At 38.4% G+C, this 16,901-nt stretch carries 18 protein-coding genes and 1 other annotated feature; all 18 genes read left to right on the top strand.

What is annotated here, in order from left to right; genetic code table 11:
• Positions 1 to 67: 67 nt before the first annotated feature.
• The 18 genes from ftsA (at position 68) to KW850_RS00800 (ending at position 16,796) form a co-directional block, all read left to right on the top strand.
• A complete protein-coding gene (ftsA, locus tag KW850_RS00885) occupies positions 68 to 1,366 on the top strand; it encodes a cell division protein FtsA (RefSeq protein WP_218345697.1) in 1,299 nt (432 codons plus the stop codon).
• A gap of 38 nt (positions 1,367 to 1,404) precedes the next feature.
• Positions 1,405 to 2,541, top strand: coding sequence for a cell division protein FtsZ (gene ftsZ, locus KW850_RS00880; protein ID WP_218345696.1), 1,137 nt, complete (start codon positions 1,405 to 1,407; stop codon positions 2,539 to 2,541).
• 207 nt (positions 2,542 to 2,748) lie between these two features.
• On the top strand, positions 2,749 to 3,687 hold the full coding sequence (gene spoIIGA / locus KW850_RS00875) for a sigma-E processing peptidase SpoIIGA (RefSeq protein WP_218345695.1): 939 nt from the start codon (positions 2,749 to 2,751) through the stop codon (positions 3,685 to 3,687).
• Positions 3,688 to 3,732: 45 nt separating this feature from the next.
• Entirely contained in the window at positions 3,733 to 4,452 is a 720-nt protein-coding gene (sigE, locus tag KW850_RS00870; protein WP_026566384.1) for an RNA polymerase sporulation sigma factor SigE, read from the top strand.
• Positions 4,453 to 4,613: 161 nt separating this feature from the next.
• The gene (sigG, locus tag KW850_RS00865; RefSeq protein WP_026566385.1) at positions 4,614 to 5,393 is read left to right on the top strand and encodes an RNA polymerase sporulation sigma factor SigG; all 780 of its coding nucleotides are present in this window, start codon (positions 4,614 to 4,616) and stop codon (positions 5,391 to 5,393) included.
• A 133-nt stretch (positions 5,394 to 5,526) separates the two neighbouring features.
• A complete protein-coding gene (locus KW850_RS00860; RefSeq protein WP_218345694.1) occupies positions 5,527 to 5,796 on the top strand; it encodes a YlmC/YmxH family sporulation protein in 270 nt (89 codons plus the stop codon).
• A gap of 69 nt (positions 5,797 to 5,865) precedes the next feature.
• Entirely contained in the window at positions 5,866 to 6,693 is an 828-nt protein-coding gene (pgeF, locus tag KW850_RS00855; protein ID WP_218345693.1) for a peptidoglycan editing factor PgeF, read from the top strand.
• A complete protein-coding gene (locus KW850_RS00850; protein ID WP_218345692.1) occupies positions 6,690 to 7,367 on the top strand; it encodes a YggS family pyridoxal phosphate-dependent enzyme in 678 nt (225 codons plus the stop codon). Before pgeF ends, KW850_RS00850 begins: the two co-directional genes overlap by 4 nt.
• Before the next feature lie 11 nt (positions 7,368 to 7,378).
• Positions 7,379 to 7,852, top strand: coding sequence for a cell division protein SepF (locus KW850_RS00845; protein WP_218345691.1), 474 nt, complete (start codon positions 7,379 to 7,381; stop codon positions 7,850 to 7,852).
• A gap of 5 nt (positions 7,853 to 7,857) precedes the next feature.
• A complete protein-coding gene (locus KW850_RS00840) occupies positions 7,858 to 8,121 on the top strand; it encodes a YggT family protein (RefSeq protein WP_218345690.1) in 264 nt (87 codons plus the stop codon).
• 29 nt (positions 8,122 to 8,150) lie between these two features.
• Complete coding sequence (locus KW850_RS00835) at positions 8,151 to 8,927, top strand: YlmH family RNA-binding protein (RefSeq protein WP_218345689.1); 777 nt, start codon at positions 8,151 to 8,153, stop codon at positions 8,925 to 8,927.
• An 87-nt stretch (positions 8,928 to 9,014) separates the two neighbouring features.
• Positions 9,015 to 9,530 carry a DivIVA domain-containing protein gene (locus KW850_RS00830; protein ID WP_218345688.1) on the top strand — a complete coding sequence of 172 codons (516 nt, stop codon included), beginning with the start codon at positions 9,015 to 9,017 and terminating at the stop codon, positions 9,528 to 9,530.
• A 49-nt stretch (positions 9,531 to 9,579) separates the two neighbouring features.
• Positions 9,580 to 9,822 (top strand) — a binding site (T-box leader).
• 74 nt (positions 9,823 to 9,896) lie between these two features.
• The gene (ileS, locus tag KW850_RS00825; protein ID WP_218345687.1) at positions 9,897 to 12,662 is read left to right on the top strand and encodes an isoleucine--tRNA ligase; all 2,766 of its coding nucleotides are present in this window, start codon (positions 9,897 to 9,899) and stop codon (positions 12,660 to 12,662) included.
• Between the two features lie 141 nt (positions 12,663 to 12,803).
• Positions 12,804 to 13,088 carry a hypothetical protein gene (locus KW850_RS00820; protein ID WP_218345686.1) on the top strand — a complete coding sequence of 95 codons (285 nt, stop codon included), beginning with the start codon at positions 12,804 to 12,806 and terminating at the stop codon, positions 13,086 to 13,088.
• 119 nt (positions 13,089 to 13,207) lie between these two features.
• The gene (gene lspA / locus KW850_RS00815) at positions 13,208 to 13,699 is read left to right on the top strand and encodes a signal peptidase II (protein WP_218345685.1); all 492 of its coding nucleotides are present in this window, start codon (positions 13,208 to 13,210) and stop codon (positions 13,697 to 13,699) included.
• Positions 13,671 to 14,582, top strand: a complete 912-nt coding sequence (locus tag KW850_RS00810) for an RluA family pseudouridine synthase (RefSeq protein WP_218345684.1) — start codon at positions 13,671 to 13,673, stop codon at positions 14,580 to 14,582. Before lspA ends, KW850_RS00810 begins: the two co-directional genes overlap by 29 nt.
• Before the next feature lie 185 nt (positions 14,583 to 14,767).
• Complete coding sequence (gene pyrR, locus KW850_RS00805) at positions 14,768 to 15,310, top strand: bifunctional pyr operon transcriptional regulator/uracil phosphoribosyltransferase PyrR (RefSeq protein WP_218345683.1); 543 nt, start codon at positions 14,768 to 14,770, stop codon at positions 15,308 to 15,310.
• A 157-nt stretch (positions 15,311 to 15,467) separates the two neighbouring features.
• The gene (locus tag KW850_RS00800) at positions 15,468 to 16,796 is read left to right on the top strand and encodes a solute carrier family 23 protein (protein ID WP_256358005.1); all 1,329 of its coding nucleotides are present in this window, start codon (positions 15,468 to 15,470) and stop codon (positions 16,794 to 16,796) included.
• The last annotated feature ends 105 nt before the right edge of the window (positions 16,797 to 16,901 follow it).

Below are 16,901 nucleotides of genomic sequence, written 5' to 3'. Positions count from 1 at the left end.
AACATGTAGTGGACAAAAAAATATAGTTGTTGTTCAACTTAAGGAAATCTAAAGGAGGTGCCAAAGAATGAACAGCAATGAAATATATGTTAGTCTTGACATCGGTACATCCAGTGTAAAAGTTATCATTGGTGAAATGGTCAATGACTCGGGTAAAGACTCGTTAAATATAATTGGTGTTGGAAATGTAAAATCTGAAGGATTACGTAAAGGTTCAATTGTTGACATGGACGACACCGTTCATTCGATTAGAAGGGCAATAGAGCAAGCGGAAAGAATGATTGGGATGGAAATTAGGGATGTGGTGGTTGGCATCTCAGCTAACAATGTCATGCTTCAACACTGTCATGGTATTGTAGCAGTATCAAGCCAAAATAGAGAGATCACGAATGAAGACGTCAATCGTGTCATTGAAGCCTCACATGTTGGTTCAATCCCACCGGAAAGAGAAAACATTGGTGTAATTCGAAAACAATTTATCCTCGATGGTAAAGATGAAATTAATGATCCCCGCGGTATGATTGGTGTTCGCTTGGAAATGGACGGCACCCTAATTACTGGCTCCAAATCGATTATTATAAATACCCTTCGATGTGTTGAACGGGCCGGCCTTGAGATTGTTGATATTGTCCTTCAGCCGTTGGCAGCAGGAGATTACGCACTTTCTAAGGATGAGAAAAACCTCGGCGTTGCGCTTATTGACCTGGGTGGAGGTTCAACGACTATCGCCGTTTTCGAAGAAGGCTTTATCACTCAGACAAGCGTTATTCCTGTTGGCGGAGATTATATCACAAAAGATATATCTGTTGGGTTACGGACCTCAACAGAAGATGCTGAAAAAATAAAAGTAAAACATGGACATGCATTCTACGATGAAGCATCAGAAGATGAAGTGTTCAGTGTACCGATAATCGGCAGTGATCAGCATCAACAATTTAACCAACTTGAAATCTCTGACATTATTGAAGCAAGAATGGAAGAGATTTTTGAACTAGTATTGCATGAAATGAAACGCTTAGGATATAGTGACCTTCCAGGCGGTTATGTATTAACTGGCGGAATTGCAAATTTGCAAGGTGTGATAGAACTTGCTCAAGTGATTTTACAAAATAGAGTCCGCGTAGCTGTACCTGATTATATTGGTGTTAGAGAACCTCAATATACCACTGCGGTTGGTTTAATTAAATATGCTTACAAGAATGCTAGATTACCAGGTGGAACAATTGGTTCATCAACCATTGCTGAACCCGTCGAAAAAAGAGCGCCAAAACAACAACAACAACAACCTAAAACAAAAGTAGAAAAACATCCGGAAGAAAAGATGTCATCAAAAGTAAAAAAATTCCTTGGTTACTTTTTCGAATAGGCAAATCGAAAAGGAAGCGACGAATTAGGAGGATTGTCATGTTAGAATTTGATACAAATTTAGATTCTCTTGCAACAATAAAAGTAATCGGTGTCGGCGGCGGTGGTAATAACGCGGTAAACCGAATGATTGAACATGGCGTTCAAGGAGTAGAATTTATCGCTGTTAACACTGATGCTCAAGCCCTAAATCTGTCCAAAGCAGAAGTTAAGATGCAGATAGGTGCAAAATTGACTCGTGGACTAGGAGCAGGAGCTAATCCAGATGTTGGAAAGAAAGCTGCTGAAGAGAGTAAAGAGCAGCTTGAATCAGCATTAAGCGGTGCCGATATGGTATTTGTTACTGCAGGTATGGGCGGAGGTACAGGTACAGGTGCAGCACCAGTTATTGCACAAATTGCTCGAGACTTAGGTGCATTAACTGTTGGTGTAGTTACTCGTCCGTTCACATTTGAAGGTAAAAAACGGTCAGGACAAGCATCAGGTGGAATTAGTGCGATGAAAGAAGCCGTAGATACACTTATCGTGATTCCTAATGATCGTCTCCTTGAAATCGTTGATAAAAGCACGCCAATGCTAGAAGCATTCCGAGAAGCAGACAATGTTCTTCGTCAGGGTGTACAAGGTATCTCCGATTTAATTGCTGTACCTGGACTTATTAACTTGGACTTTGCTGATGTTAAAACAATTATGTCAAACAAGGGTTCAGCATTAATGGGTATTGGTGTATCTGCAGGTGAAAACCGTGCTGCAGAAGCCGCTAAGAAAGCCATTAGTTCTCCATTATTAGAAACATCTATTGATGGAGCCCAAGGTGTATTAATGAACATTACCGGCGGTACCAACCTGAGCCTTTATGAAGTTCAAGAAGCTGCAGATATCGTGGCAACCGCTTCTGATCAGGAAGTAAATATGATTTTTGGTTCTGTTATCAATGAATCGCTTAAAGATGAAATTATCGTAACTGTCATTGCAACAGGATTTAAAGAAGAAACTATCCAGCCAAAAGCAACGCGTCCTACTTTTGGACAGGCTAAGCCACAAATGGGTACTGTAAAGAGAGAGCAGCCAAAACGTGAAGAGGTTCAGCAAGAACCTGTACGACATACTCAAGTTTCTCAAGAGGAAGCATTAGATATTCCAACCTTCTTACGCAACCGTAATCGTAGAAGATAAAAATGAATGATTTCTTTAAAGACACGCCCTTTTATAGGTCGTGTCTTTTTTATTATTTGCAACAATAACCATCTGACAAAATCCGTTGTGAATAGTGGAAATTTCTGTTTTTTTGATTACAGAAAGTGACACACTTCAGCCATGAAAGTACGTTATACTTTTTCGTAAACAGAAAGGAAAAGCTGACCAATAAAAGAGAGGAAGCTGGTGACTATTTATTTAGATGTGATTTGGGCTCTAAATTTGTTATTTGATAGCCTGCTTCTATACTTAACAGCTATTTTTTTAAAAAGAGAGATAAAAATCGGGAGACTAGCAGCTGGAGGATTTATTGGTTCATTGATAATTTTATTATCTTTTACGCCATTAAATGTCTATACAAGCCATCCCATTTCAAAATTTATGTTCTCAATCCTGATGGTATTAACCACTTTTGGATATAAGCGGATGACTTTTTTCTTTAAAGCGTTAATGACGCTTTATGTGTCAACCTTTTTAATTGGAGGGGCATTAATGGGAACTCACTACTTTATCCAATATGATTCAGAGTTAACAACCAAGGTCCTTCTCTCCAGTGCAAAAGGGTTTGGCGATCCAATTAGTTGGTTATTCGTTCTTATTGGCTTTCCGGTTGCCTGGCACTTCTCAAGAAAAAACGTTGAAAGCATGGAAATGACAAAAATTCAATTTGATCAAATTGTGAAAGTAAGTGTGAGCATTGATAATGAAACCTTTACTTTTAAAGGATTGGTAGATAGTGGAAATCAATTGTATGACCCATTGTCAAAACTTCCTGTCATGTTCGTATCAATTAAAAACCAACTGGAAACAGTCCCAGAATCAATAAAGAAGCTAGCGGGGGACCCAGAGTTACTTATCCACGGCAGTGGGGATCTTCCTGTGGAATGGCAAAATAGGATCAGAATTGTACCTACGCGCGTAATTGGACAAGAGCATCAACTGATTATAGCAGTAAAACCGGAAAACATCTTAATTGAACATAAAGAGACTCAATATTTATGTGAAAAGGGACTTGTTTCCTTTACAACGAAGCAGCTGTCCAGCGATGATGCATTTCAATGTATTGTTCATCCAAAGATGCTCACAGGCCCTAAGCACCAAATTGAAACCATTAAGGTGAGTTAGTATTACTATACTCGCAAAAAACATATTTTAGAAGGAGGAACACGCATGAAAAAATGGAGGCTACGCCTATCCTACTACTGGTATAAACTATTAATGAAATTGGGCTTAAAAACAGATGAAGTTTATTATATTGGCGGTAGCGAGGCATTACCGCCTCCTTTAAGCAAAGATGAAGAAGAGATGTTGTTGAAAAAATTACCTGGCGGTGATAAAGCGGCAAGGTCCATTTTAATTGAACGCAATCTTCGTCTTGTAGTGTACATTGCGAGAAAATTTGAGAATACAGGAATTAATATTGAAGATTTAATAAGTATTGGAACCATCGGATTAATTAAAGCCGTCAACACATTTAATCCCGAGAAAAAGATAAAACTTGCTACATACGCCTCAAGATGTATCGAGAATGAGATTCTTATGTACTTAAGACGCAATAATAAAATCAGGTCAGAAGTTTCGTTTGACGAGCCTTTAAACATTGATTGGGATGGGAATGAATTATTATTATCTGATGTTCTAGGAACGGATGATGATATTATCACAAAGGACTTAGAAGCTAACGTGGACCGAAAGCTGTTAACCAAAGCACTCCATCAACTGACTGACCGTGAAAAACAAATAATGGAACTTCGGTTTGGCCTAACAAATGGAGAAGAAAAAACCCAAAAAGACGTAGCAGACATGTTGGGAATATCCCAATCGTATATTTCCCGATTAGAAAAAAGAATTATTAAACGGCTACGGAAAGAATTTAATAAAATGGTGTAAAGATGAAAAAATTTTTTCAGTAAAAAAACCTAAGAATTTCATGATTTAATTGCATTTTTCGACAAATATGCACTTGTCCACCATCATGGATAAGTGCATATTTTTCCTTCTCAAGGAGATACTGTTTTTTGTACAGCAACTCCTGTGAGGAGGGAAAAGGATTGACTCGAAATAAAGTTGAAATTTGCGGTGTGGACACAGCAAAACTTCCTGTCTTAAAAAACGAAGAAATGAGAATACTCTTCAAGCAAATGCAAGAGGGCGATATTTATGCCAGAGAAAAGCTCGTCAACGGTAATTTACGACTCGTATTAAGTGTCATTCAACGATTTAACAATAGGGGCGAGTTTGTTGATGACTTGTTTCAGGTTGGCTGTATTGGGCTGATGAAATCAATCGATAACTTTGATTTGGGCCAAAACGTGAAGTTTTCTACTTATGCGGTTCCGATGATTATTGGTGAAATTCGCAGATATTTGCGGGATAACAATCCAATTCGAGTTTCTAGGTCCCTTAGGGATATCGCTTATAAAGCGCTTCAGGTGAGAGAGCGATTGATGAGTGAGACCTCAAGAGAACCAACAGCAGAAGAAATTGCCAAGGTCTTAGAAGTTCCACATGAAGAAATTGTGTTCGCCCTTGATGCTATTCAGGACCCAGTGTCCCTTTTCGAGCCAATTTATAATGATGGCGGGGATCCAATTTATGTGATGGACCAATTAAGCGATGAAAAAAATAAAGATATCCATTGGATTGAAGAAATTGCTTTAAAAGAAGGAATGCGAAGATTAAACGATCGTGAGAAGTTAATACTACGGAAGCGTTTCTTTCAAGGTAAAACACAAATGGAGGTCGCAGATGAAATCGGGATATCTCAAGCACAAGTGTCCCGTTTAGAAAAAGCGGCCATTAGACAAATGAATAAAAATATTCAAAGTTAGGCTGTCCTTAGGGCAGCTTTATTTTTATTCCAGAGTGAATTTTGTAAAAATCACACTAACATTAAACAGAGCCTACTAAAAAGAAAAACCCAATCATATATTTTCTATAGTAATGAAACCGGGAGTGAGAGAGATGGTAAAAATTTCTGAGTTCCAGATAAAAGATGTTGTCAATGTGGCGGATGGAAAAAGGCTTGGTAATATTGGTGATATCGAGATAAATTTAACAACGGGTAAAATTGAAGCAGTAGTTATAAGCGGAAGTGGCAGGGTGCTTGGTTTTTTTGGAAAAGATGACGATGTGGTTATTCCGTGGAAAAATATATTAAAAATCGGTCAGGATGTTATTTTGGTTCGCTATAAAGGCAGCACCGAAAATTTATCGGAAGAAGCAGAGGTGTGAACATGTTATTTGCGGTGACCAAATTTTCTTTTCATGGTAAACTATAGAAAAAACAAACGAGGTATGAGAATGGAACCCTTTGTTTTAAAAAATCAGTCATTATTATCGATAGAAAACTGGGAAATCAAATTTCCGGGTTTGGTTGCAGGAATGACCACTAAACATGGCGGGGCAAGTAAAGGGGATTACGAAACCCTTAACCTTGGTTTTCACGTAGGTGATGATAAAAACGATGTTTGCAACAACCGAGAAACCATTTCGGAACTGCTCACATTTCCGATAAATAATTGGGTCGGTGCAGAACAAACGCATGGCATTCATCTTAAAAAAATTTCTACACTAGACCGTGGTAAAGGCTCTAAATCCTATGAAAATGCGATTAAAGATACAGATGGTTTTTATACGAATGAGGAGGGCATCTTGTTAACACTTTGCTTTGCCGACTGTGTCCCTCTTTTTTTTATTGCACCTGAATCAAAAATGATCGGAATTGCCCATGCAGGGTGGAAAGGCACAGTTGGTCAAATTGCTAGGGAAATGATTACTGCCTGGAAAAAAGAAGGAATTAACCCCGAACAGATTCTAGTTACAATAGGCCCATCTATCTGTGAAAAATGTTATATTGTTGATAAACGTGTAATAAACTTGGTTGAAAATACACTAGATGATGTCGAAATTTTACCCTATAATTTAATTAACGATGACCAGTATTCATTAGATTTACGTGAAGTAAATAGGCAAATACTTATGAAGAATGGTGTGCCGAAATCAAATATCAAGATGACTAGATTTTGCTCTAGTTGTGATAAAGAGTTTTTTTCCCACCGTCGTGACAAGGGGAAAACAGGACGAATGTTAACTTTTATGGGCTGGAAGGAGAATACGGAACGTTTATGAGGGTTGCAGCAAAGTATGAGTTAATTAAACAACAAATTAATGAAGCCTGCCTTCGAGTAAACCGAAACCCTGAAGAAGTAAGGGTGATAGCGGTTACGAAATATGTCAGTACCGAAAGAGCTAATGAAGCAATACAAGCAGGAATAATAAATTTAGGTGAGAACCGGGATGAGGGACTCCTTCGAAAGTGGGAAGAACTTAAGGACAAGCCTATATGGCATTATATCGGTTCACTTCAAACGCGAAAGGTAAAAAATATTATTAATATCGTTGAATATATTCATTCCTTGGACAGGATGTCTCTTGCTGAAGAAATAAATAAACGTGCTGAACATAAGGTGAAATGTTTGGTACAAGTTAATGTTTCTGGGGAGGAATCAAAGCACGGCTTAAGTTATGAGGAAGTGGTTCCTTTTATTGAATCACTTCGGAAATTTGAGAATATCTGTGTGGAAGGTTTAATGACCATGGCTCCACTTACAAATAATGAATCGCAAATACGTGAATGTTTTCGTAATTTAAGAGAACTTCGTAAACAAGTCCAAGCCTTAGATTTGGATTATGCTCCTTGCACCGAGCTTTCGATGGGGATGTCAAATGATTTTGGAATTGCTATTGAAGAAGGGGCTACAATGGTAAGAATAGGCACAGCGCTTGTTGGTGAAGATGGTTAGGAGAGAAAATAATGACGATTAAATCGAAATTAAAAACATTTTTCTTTTTGGATGATGAATATGATGATAGCAACGAAGATTTTACAGAAACAGCAGAACGACTACCTGTAAAACAAAAACAACAACAACAGCCACAACAAGTTGTAAAAAACCAAAACGTGGTTAGCTTGCAAAGTGTGCAAAAAGCTACTGTTTCTACAAAGTCATCAAAGGTAATTTTAGTTGAACCACGATCTTATTCTGAATCAACTGATATTGCTGATCATTTAAAAAATCGCCGTGCAGTTGTAGTGAACTTGCAGCGAATTGATAGTGACCAGGGAAGACAAATTGTCGATTTTCTAAGTGGAGCTGTTTATGCTATTGGTGGAGACATTCAAAAGATTGGATTCAGTATATTTTTATGTACACCTGATAATGTTGAGGTGTCAGGAAATATATCGGAGCTTATTCCTGACTTTGAAAATCAAACGACAAGGTGGTAATGTAAATGTCATTTGTTTTTAGTTTACTACAACAATTAATTCAAATTTATTCGTGGGCATTAATTATTTATATTTTAATGTCATGGTTCCCGAATGCCAGAGAGTCATCCATCGGTCATTTTCTCGCGAAAATTTGTGAACCATACTTAGAACCATTTAGAAAAATCATTCCACCTATCGGTATGATGGACATTTCTCCAATTGTTGCATTTCTTGTTTTAAACTTTGCTAGCAATGGGCTAGGCAGTGTATATCGATGGCTTGCTTAAGAATTTGAACTAGGTTGTGTTTTTTAAAAATGAACATTTATCAGCACTTTCGTCCAGAAGAACGAGAATATATTGATCAGGTGTTAAATTGGAAGAATTATGTTGAGACACACTATACTCCTAAATTAACAGATTTTCTTGATCCAAGGGAACAGCATATTCTAAAAATGATAATTGGTGAACATGGTGAAGTAAAATATAAACTTTTTGGCGGCAGCCCTGATGTTGAACGAAAAAGAGCCATGATTTTTCCAGACTATCTGCCATCCATTGATGATAATGAATTTCAAATTAGTCTTTTTGACATCCATTATCCTGCGAAGTTCGTTACAATCGAACATCGACAGGTTTTAGGAACATTGATGTCTTTAGGGGTGAAACGTGGGAAATTTGGAGATATCCTAGTTAAAAATGGGAGATGCCAATTTTTTGCTGCCGAGGAAATTAGTGACTATATTTTAAGTAATGTAGAAACCATTGGCAGGGCAGGGGTAAAATTATCGGAAACGGATATAGACAATGCGCTGCCTACCAGTGAAATATTGGCTGAAAATGATTTAACGGTATCTTCACTCCGGCTTGATACCGTTATTTCAGGAATTTATCATCTGTCTCGGCAGAAATCACAGCTTTTTATTCAACAAAGACTCGTGAAAGTAAATTGGACATTAATCGAAAACCCATCATTTGAATGCGGTGTCGGTGATATGATTTCTGTAAGAGGCAGTGGAAGAGCCAAAATTCTCGCCATTGAAGGGAAAACGAAAAAAGAAAAATGGCGAATAAATGTCGGAAAACAAAAATAACTACACAGGCAAAGAAGGAATTTCGAAGAATGATGTCGAATATTTGCTTATACATATAGAATTTGAGATTGTATGGAGGTGGCATTAATGCCGTTAACACCGTTGGATATTCATAATAAAGAATTTAATAAAGGTTTTAGAGGGTATGATGAAGATGAAGTAAACGAGTTTCTCGATCAAGTGATTAAGGATTATGAATTAGTCCTAAGAGAGAAAAAAGAATTAGAAGAACGCATGAATGATATGAATGAGCGTCTTGGCCACTTTGTTACGATTGAAGAAACCTTGAATAAATCAATCATCATTGCGCAAGAAGCGGGTGAAGATGTTAAACGGAATGCCCAAAAGGAAGCAAAGTTGATTATAAAGGAAGCAGAGAAAAATGCTGATCGGATCGTTAATGAATCACTTTCAAAAGCAAGGAAGATTGCTCTTGAAATCGAGGATTTAAAAAAGCAGTCAAAAGTTTTCCGCACACGGTTTAAAATGTTGATCGAAGCCCAGCTCGATATGCTGAATACTGATGATTGGGATCACTTATTAGAATATGAGGTTGACGCAACAGAACTAAAAGTTCATCAAGAAGAAGATTCATTAGCTTGACGAAAAGCGTTTTTTTAGCATATAATTTCTTAACAGTTATAAAGAATGATCAATGACGATGATAGGGACAGTACAATTTTTTGAGGACTTTTTTAGCGAGCCGGGGGCGGTGGAAGCCTGGTAAGGTTAAAAAATTGGAAAATCACCCTTGAGTTCCGCAGTCGAAACCCTCTAGTAAGGATAGTAGACTTAGGCGTGTTATTCACGTTACGAATGTTAAAGAGGATAGATCGAGTGTTTCGAACTATTTATCAGGGTGGTACCGCGGGAATAAAACCTTCTCGTCCCTATTTTGGGATGAGAGGGTTTTTTTATTTGTCTATTGGCTATTCTGTTATATGAAGAGGATTACAGGAGGAAGAAAAAATGGAGTATAAAAATACGTTATTGATGCCACAAACTGAATTTCCGATGCGTGGTAATCTTCCACAAAGAGAGCCTGAGATTCAGGCAAAATGGGAAGAGTTGAATATTTACAAAAAAGTTCAGGAACGGACCAAAGGACGTCCGATGTTTGTATTACATGATGGTCCTCCCTATGCTAATGGTGATATCCATATGGGGCATGCCCTTAATAAAATTTTAAAAGATATGATTGTCCGTTTTAAATCAATGAGCGGCTATCATGCCCCATACGTACCAGGCTGGGATACACATGGTCTTCCGATTGAACAAGCGTTAACGAATAAAGGAGTGAAGCGCAAAGAAATGACGGTAGCAGAATTCCGTCAACTTTGTACAAAATACGCGCTCGAACAGATTGATAATCAACGTGAACAATTTAAACGTCTTGGTGTCCGTGGTGACTGGGAAAATCCATATATTACACTAAATCCGGCTTATGAGGCACAACAAATTAAAGTCTTTGGTGAAATGGCTAAGAAAGGTTATATTTATAAGGGTCTTAAGCCTGTTTATTGGTCACCATCAAGTGAATCAGCACTTGCAGAAGCAGAGATTGAATACCAGGACAAAAAGTCTGCATCTATTTATGTTGGCTTTAAGGTGAAGGATGGTAAAGGCGTCCTGGATACAGATACACAAATTATTATCTGGACAACAACACCATGGACCATTCCAGCCAACTTAGGTATTTCTGTTCATCCTGATCTAACATATGTAGTAGTTTCGGTCAATAATAACAAATATCTCGTAGCTGAAGCGCTCCTTGAATCTGTTTCGAAGGAAATTGGCTGGGAAGAAGTAACGGTGGATAAAAAGGTAAAAGGAAATGAATTAGATAATATTTTAGCCGTACATCCGCTATATGGCCGTGATTCATTGGTGATGTTAGGGGAACATGTAACTACTGATGCCGGAACAGGCTGTGTTCATACAGCACCTGGTCACGGGGAAGATGACTTTTATGTGGGTCAAAAATATGGTTTAGATGTCCTATGCCCTGTCGATGATAAAGGCGTAATGACAAGTGAAGCACCTGGTTTTGAAGGATTATTTTACGATACGGCAAATAAACCAATCTCACAAGCATTAGAAGAAGCTGGTGCATTGCTCAAACTTTCGTTTATTACACACTCATATCCACACGACTGGAGAACAAAGAAACCGGTAATCTTCCGAGCGACAGCACAGTGGTTTGCATCCATTAAAGATTTCCGTAACGAATTACTAGATGCAGTGAAGGAAACAAAATGGATTCCAGCTTGGGGGGAAACACGGTTATTTAACATGGTTCGTGACCGAGGAGACTGGTGTATTTCTCGTCAACGTGTATGGGGTGTACCAATTCCTGTTTTCTACGCAGAAAATGGTCAAGAAATCATTACAGATGAAACGATTAATCATGTTTCAGACTTATTCCGCGAATGTGGTTCAAACGTTTGGTTTGAACGCGAAGCAAAAGAATTACTTCCTGAAGGATTTACTCACCCAGGAAGTCCGAACGGTATTTTTACAAAGGAAACAGACATCATGGATGTATGGTTTGATTCAGGTTCTTCCCATCAAGCTGTTCTCCTTGAAAGAGATGATTTAGTCCGACCTGCCGACCTTTATCTTGAAGGCTCTGACCAGTATCGCGGCTGGTTTAACTCATCTTTATCCACTGCTGTGGCCGTTACAGGTGAGGCTCCATACAAAGGAGTATTAAGCCACGGCTTTGCTCTTGACGGAGAAGGCAGAAAAATGAGTAAATCAATTGGAAATGTAGTGGTTCCTGCAAAAGTAATGAATCAATTAGGTGCCGATATTTTACGTCTCTGGGTAGCCTCTGTTGATTATCAAGCAGATGTACGTGTATCAGATGCTATTTTGAAGCAGGTTGCTGAAGTTTACAGGAAAATTCGCAACACCTTCCGTTTCTTGTTAGGGAATTTAGCTGACTTTACTCCAGCAGATAAAGTGGCTTATGAAGATCTTCGAGAAGTCGATCAATTCATGCTTGTAAAGTTAAATAAATTGATAAAAAATGTTCGTAATGCCTATGAGAATTATGAATTTGCTGGCATTTATCATGCTATTAATAATTTCTGTACGCTTGATTTAAGTTCATTCTATTTGGATTTTGCAAAAGATGTCCTATATATTGAGGCAGCGGATAATCATGAGCGCCGTGCAATCCAGACTGTGTTGTATGAATCGCTTCTTGCGTTAACTAAGTTGGTTTCGCCAATCCTTTCACACACTGCAGATGAAGTGTGGAACTTCATCCCATCAGTATCAGAAGAAAGTGTTCAGTTAACAGACTTCCCTGAGTATCAAGAACTAGAGAATGCCAAAGCCTTAGAGGAAAAGTGGACTAAATTCATGAATCTTCGAGATGATGTATTAAAGGCACTTGAGGAAGCACGTAATCAAAAAGTGATTGGAAAGTCGTTAACAGCCAAAGTAACGCTTTATGTTAATGAAAAGTCAAGAACGTTATTAGATTCGATTGAAGAAAATATGAAACAACTCTTCATTATTTCTGGCTTTGAAGTGGCAGGAACCTACGAGGAAGCACCTGAAAATGCAGTTAAGTTAGAAACTGCAGCCATCGTAGTAACGAAAGCTGAGGGAGAAACATGTGAGCGTTGCTGGATTGTTACACCAGAAGTAGGTCAAGATCCAGAACACCCAACACTTTGCCCACGTTGTGCGGAGGTAGTGAAGGCTAACTATACCCATAATTAATAATCGAAGCCCTATGCAATGGCATAGGGCTTTTAATTTTTTCCTTCTCCGTTAATTGTTGTAGTTGTTGTCAAATGTTTTTCCGTGTCAGTTGATGGTCGGCGGAAATAATAAGACAAATGAAACACGGAGGTAACAACTATGAATGCAACGCAGGAACAGCTGTTTTTGGAACTCCGTCATACGAAAGATGAAATTGAAATTTCCTTAAAGAACAAACAGAAGCCAACTTGGTTTACTGCAATTTTAGAAGAAGAACTATCAGATGTTAATACAGCTATTCAAAAGCTAAATAATGGGAATTTTGGACAATGTGAGATTTCAGGTGAATTACTACCTAACGAATTATTAAACATGATTCCTACCCTAAAGACTGTTAAAGATTCGGAATATTTAATGAATTATTACAAAAAACCGATTTACTAATCTTTTTCGGCATGTTCCATTTTCGTTTAGCGATAAAGTATGCTAAAATGCTTAAGAAGTATGATAAGCGAAAGCGTCTAGATCTTAATTAGTCTAGGTTGATGTGGAGGTATTTCTTAGTGTTTTATTACTTAATCGCTCTTTTTGTTATTTTATTAGATCAAATTACGAAATGGCTAATTGTAAGCAACATGTATTTGGGAGAAAGTATTCCGGTCATTGATAATATTTTCTATATTACTTCACATCGCAATCGTGGAGCTGCATGGGGAATCTTACAAGGACAAATGTGGCTCTTTTATGTAATTACGATTATTGTTATCGCCGCAATAATGTTTTATCTGTACAAAGCTGTTAAAGGTAAAAGGATGCTTGGGGTATCCTTAGCATTTATGCTTGGAGGCGCCATCGGAAACTTTATTGACCGTGTTATTCGCAAGGAAGTGGTTGATTTCATTCATACGTATGTTTTTGGCTATAATTTCCCTGTCTTTAATATCGCCGATTCAGCTTTAGTGATCGGTGTCATCCTGTTAATGATTCAAATGCTGCTAGAAGAGAGAGAGACAAAGGAGAAATCATATGGAGAAAATGGAACACACCATTCTTGAGGAGCAAAAAGGGGATCGGATCGATAAAGTGATCTCCAGCCTTGATGAAGAATGGTCAAGAACACAGGTACAGCAATGGATTAAAGAAGGCAATATAACTGTGAACGGACAACGGATTAAAACGAATTATAAATGTAATTTGAACGATCAAATCGAAATTACAATTCCAGATCCTGAAGAATTGGATGTGGTCCCAGAAGACCTCAATTTAGACATTTACTATGAAGACAGTGATGTTTTGGTTGTAAATAAACCAAGCGGGATGGTCGTTCATCCTGCACCTGGCCATATGTCGGGGACACTTGTCAATGGATTAATGTTCCACTGTAAGGATTTATCAGGGATCAATGGTGTGTTAAGACCTGGGATTGTTCATCGGATTGATAAGGATACGTCCGGACTTTTAATGGTGGCTAAAAATGATTTGGCTCATGAGAGTCTGGTTAATCAGTTAGTTGCTAAAACAGTTACTCGCAAATATAAAGCAATTGTCCATGGTGTCATTCCTCATGACTTTGGAACAGTTGATGCTCCACTAGGCCGGGATACAAAAGACCGGCAAAGCATGACCGTCGTTGACCATGGAAAACACGCTGTTACTCATTTTCATGTTATTGAACGTTTTAAGGATTTTACCTTTGTTGAATGTCAATTAGAAACAGGCAGAACACATCAAATTCGTGTTCATATGAAATACATTGGCTACCCGCTAGCAGGAGATCCAAAATATGGACCGAAAAAAACACTGGATATTGACGGACAAGCATTACATGCGGGTGTGCTTGGATTTAACCATCCAAGAACAAACGAATACTTGGAATTTGAAGCGCCACTTCCAGAAGATATCGAGGCAGTACTTACCCAGCTTCGAAATAATCGTTGACATGGCCGGTTATTTACAGTAAGATAATTTTAGTTGAATAAGCCTTTAAAACAGTCCCGTGAGGCTGAGAAGGAAACGGTTATGATAATGGGCAAATTATGCTCTTATCTGTTAATTGACTAGTTAACCTCTCGCCAAACATTGGGTGAGAGGTTTTTTATTTATACAAAAGAAGAAGGTGTAATATGAACCAAAAAGCTGTTGTCCTTGATGAGCAGGCAATTGGAAGGGCACTGACAAGAATCGCCCACCAAATTATTGAGAAAAACAAAGGGATCGATGACTGTGTCCTTGTTGGTATCCGGACGAGAGGCATTTTTCTTGCAGAAAGACTTGCCGCAAAAGTTAAAGAGATCGAAGGGAAATCAATAGCAGTAGGTGAGTTGGATATTACCCTCTATCGTGACGATTTAACCAAGAAAACCGAGAATCAAGAACCACTTGTAAAAGGTTCGGATATCCCTGTGGGAATAAATAATAAAAAAGTGATCTTAGTTGATGATGTGTTATATACAGGTAGAACGGTAAGAGCCGGACTCGATGCTTTAATGGATTTAGGTAGACCTGCAGTCATTCAACTTGCGGTCTTAGTAGACAGAGGGCACCGGGAACTTCCTGTCAGAGCAGACTACGTAGGAAAAAATATTCCAACTTCAAGTGAAGAAAAAATAGTCGTTGAACTAGCTGAAGTGGATCAGTTGGATCAAGTAAGTATTTTTGAAAAATAAATAGCAACCCTTTTAAAAGTAGTCCTGTGAGGCTGACAAAGGGGAATATGCCGAAAGAATATCTATTTAGGCATGTCCATACCCTCTTTGTACCCTTACGGACAAAGAGGTTTTTTTATGAAAAAAATAAGATACTAAAGAAAAGCAATATAGAAAAATGGGGGAATTCACAGTGAACAATAAACCTATCCTAGACGTAAAAGAGATTCCTAAACCCTTTCAATGGATAACATTAAGCTTGCAGCACTTATTCGCCATGTTTGGAGCCACAATTTTGGTACCTTACCTTGTTGGATTAAGCCCGGCGATTGCACTTATATCAAGTGGACTTGGAACATTAGCGTTTCTTTTAATAACTAAATTCCAAGTTCCAGCCTATTTAGGCTCATCCTTTGCTTTTATCGCACCTGTGATTGCCGCTAAAGCAGCGGGGGGACCTGGTGGCGCAATGGTGGGTACTTTCCTCGCAGGACTTGTATACGGACTTGTTGCACTAATCATCAGCAAGGCAGGTCATCGCTGGATTATGAATCTTCTCCCGCCAATTGTTGTCGGACCAGTTATTATTGTTATCGGATTAGCCCTTTCAGGAACTGCCGTGAATATGGCGATGAATAATCCTGCGAGTGGAAAATACAGCATACTTCATTTCTCTGTAGCCCTTGTAACGTTAATAGCTACGATTATCTTTTCGATTTACGCTAAAAAAATGTTAAGTATGATACCTATCTTAGCAGGGATTATTGTCGGTTATATCTACGCATTAGCGGTAGGGGTCGTTGATTTTAAACCAGTTTTAGATGCTAAGTGGTTTGAAATGCCGGAATTCATCATTCCGTTTGTAAGCTATAAAGTAAAATTTACATGGGATTTAGTGCTGTTAATGGTACCAGTTGCAATTGTAACACTATCAGAGCACATCGGACACCAGTTGGTGCTAAGTAAGGTAGTCGGCCGAGATTATATAAAAGAACCAGGCTTACACCGCTCAATCCTTGGGGATGGAACAGCAACAATGATTTCCGCTTTGATCGGAGGCCCGCCAAAAACAACTTATGGGGAAAACATCGGTGTCCTTGCGATTACTCGAATTTATAGTGTGTATGTCATTGCTGGTGCAGCTGTCTTCGCTATCATCTTTGGGTTTATTGGAAAAATAACGGCCTTAATCGGAACCATTCCAACTCCGGTTATGGGTGGAGTTTCGATCCTTCTTTTCGGAATTATCGCTTCCTCTGGTTTACGTATGCTAGTGGATAGCAAAATTGATTTTGGTAACAAACGTAACCTTGTCATTTCATCTGTCATCTTGGTGGTTGGCATCGGTGGAGCTGTCATAAAGGTATCAGAATCACTACAAATTCAAGGGATGGCACTAGCAGCAATTTGCGGGGTCTTGTTAAACCTTATTCTTTCTGGAAGAGAACCAGCGAATGAAAATATGCTTGAGGAGATTGAATCCTCAGATAAGCGGAAAACTGCATAATTTAGTTTCAACTCTTTAAATAAATCCAGAGAGGTTTAAAAGGGTGTATGCTTAATACCATGATTTTGACTCATGGATTATGTTGTCATACCTACACCCTGAACT

The sequence above is a fragment of the Bacillus sp. sid0103 genome (genome assembly GCF_019219025.1).
Note: the sequence above shows the minus strand (reverse complement) of the source record. Positions and strands in the feature narration are given on the sequence as shown.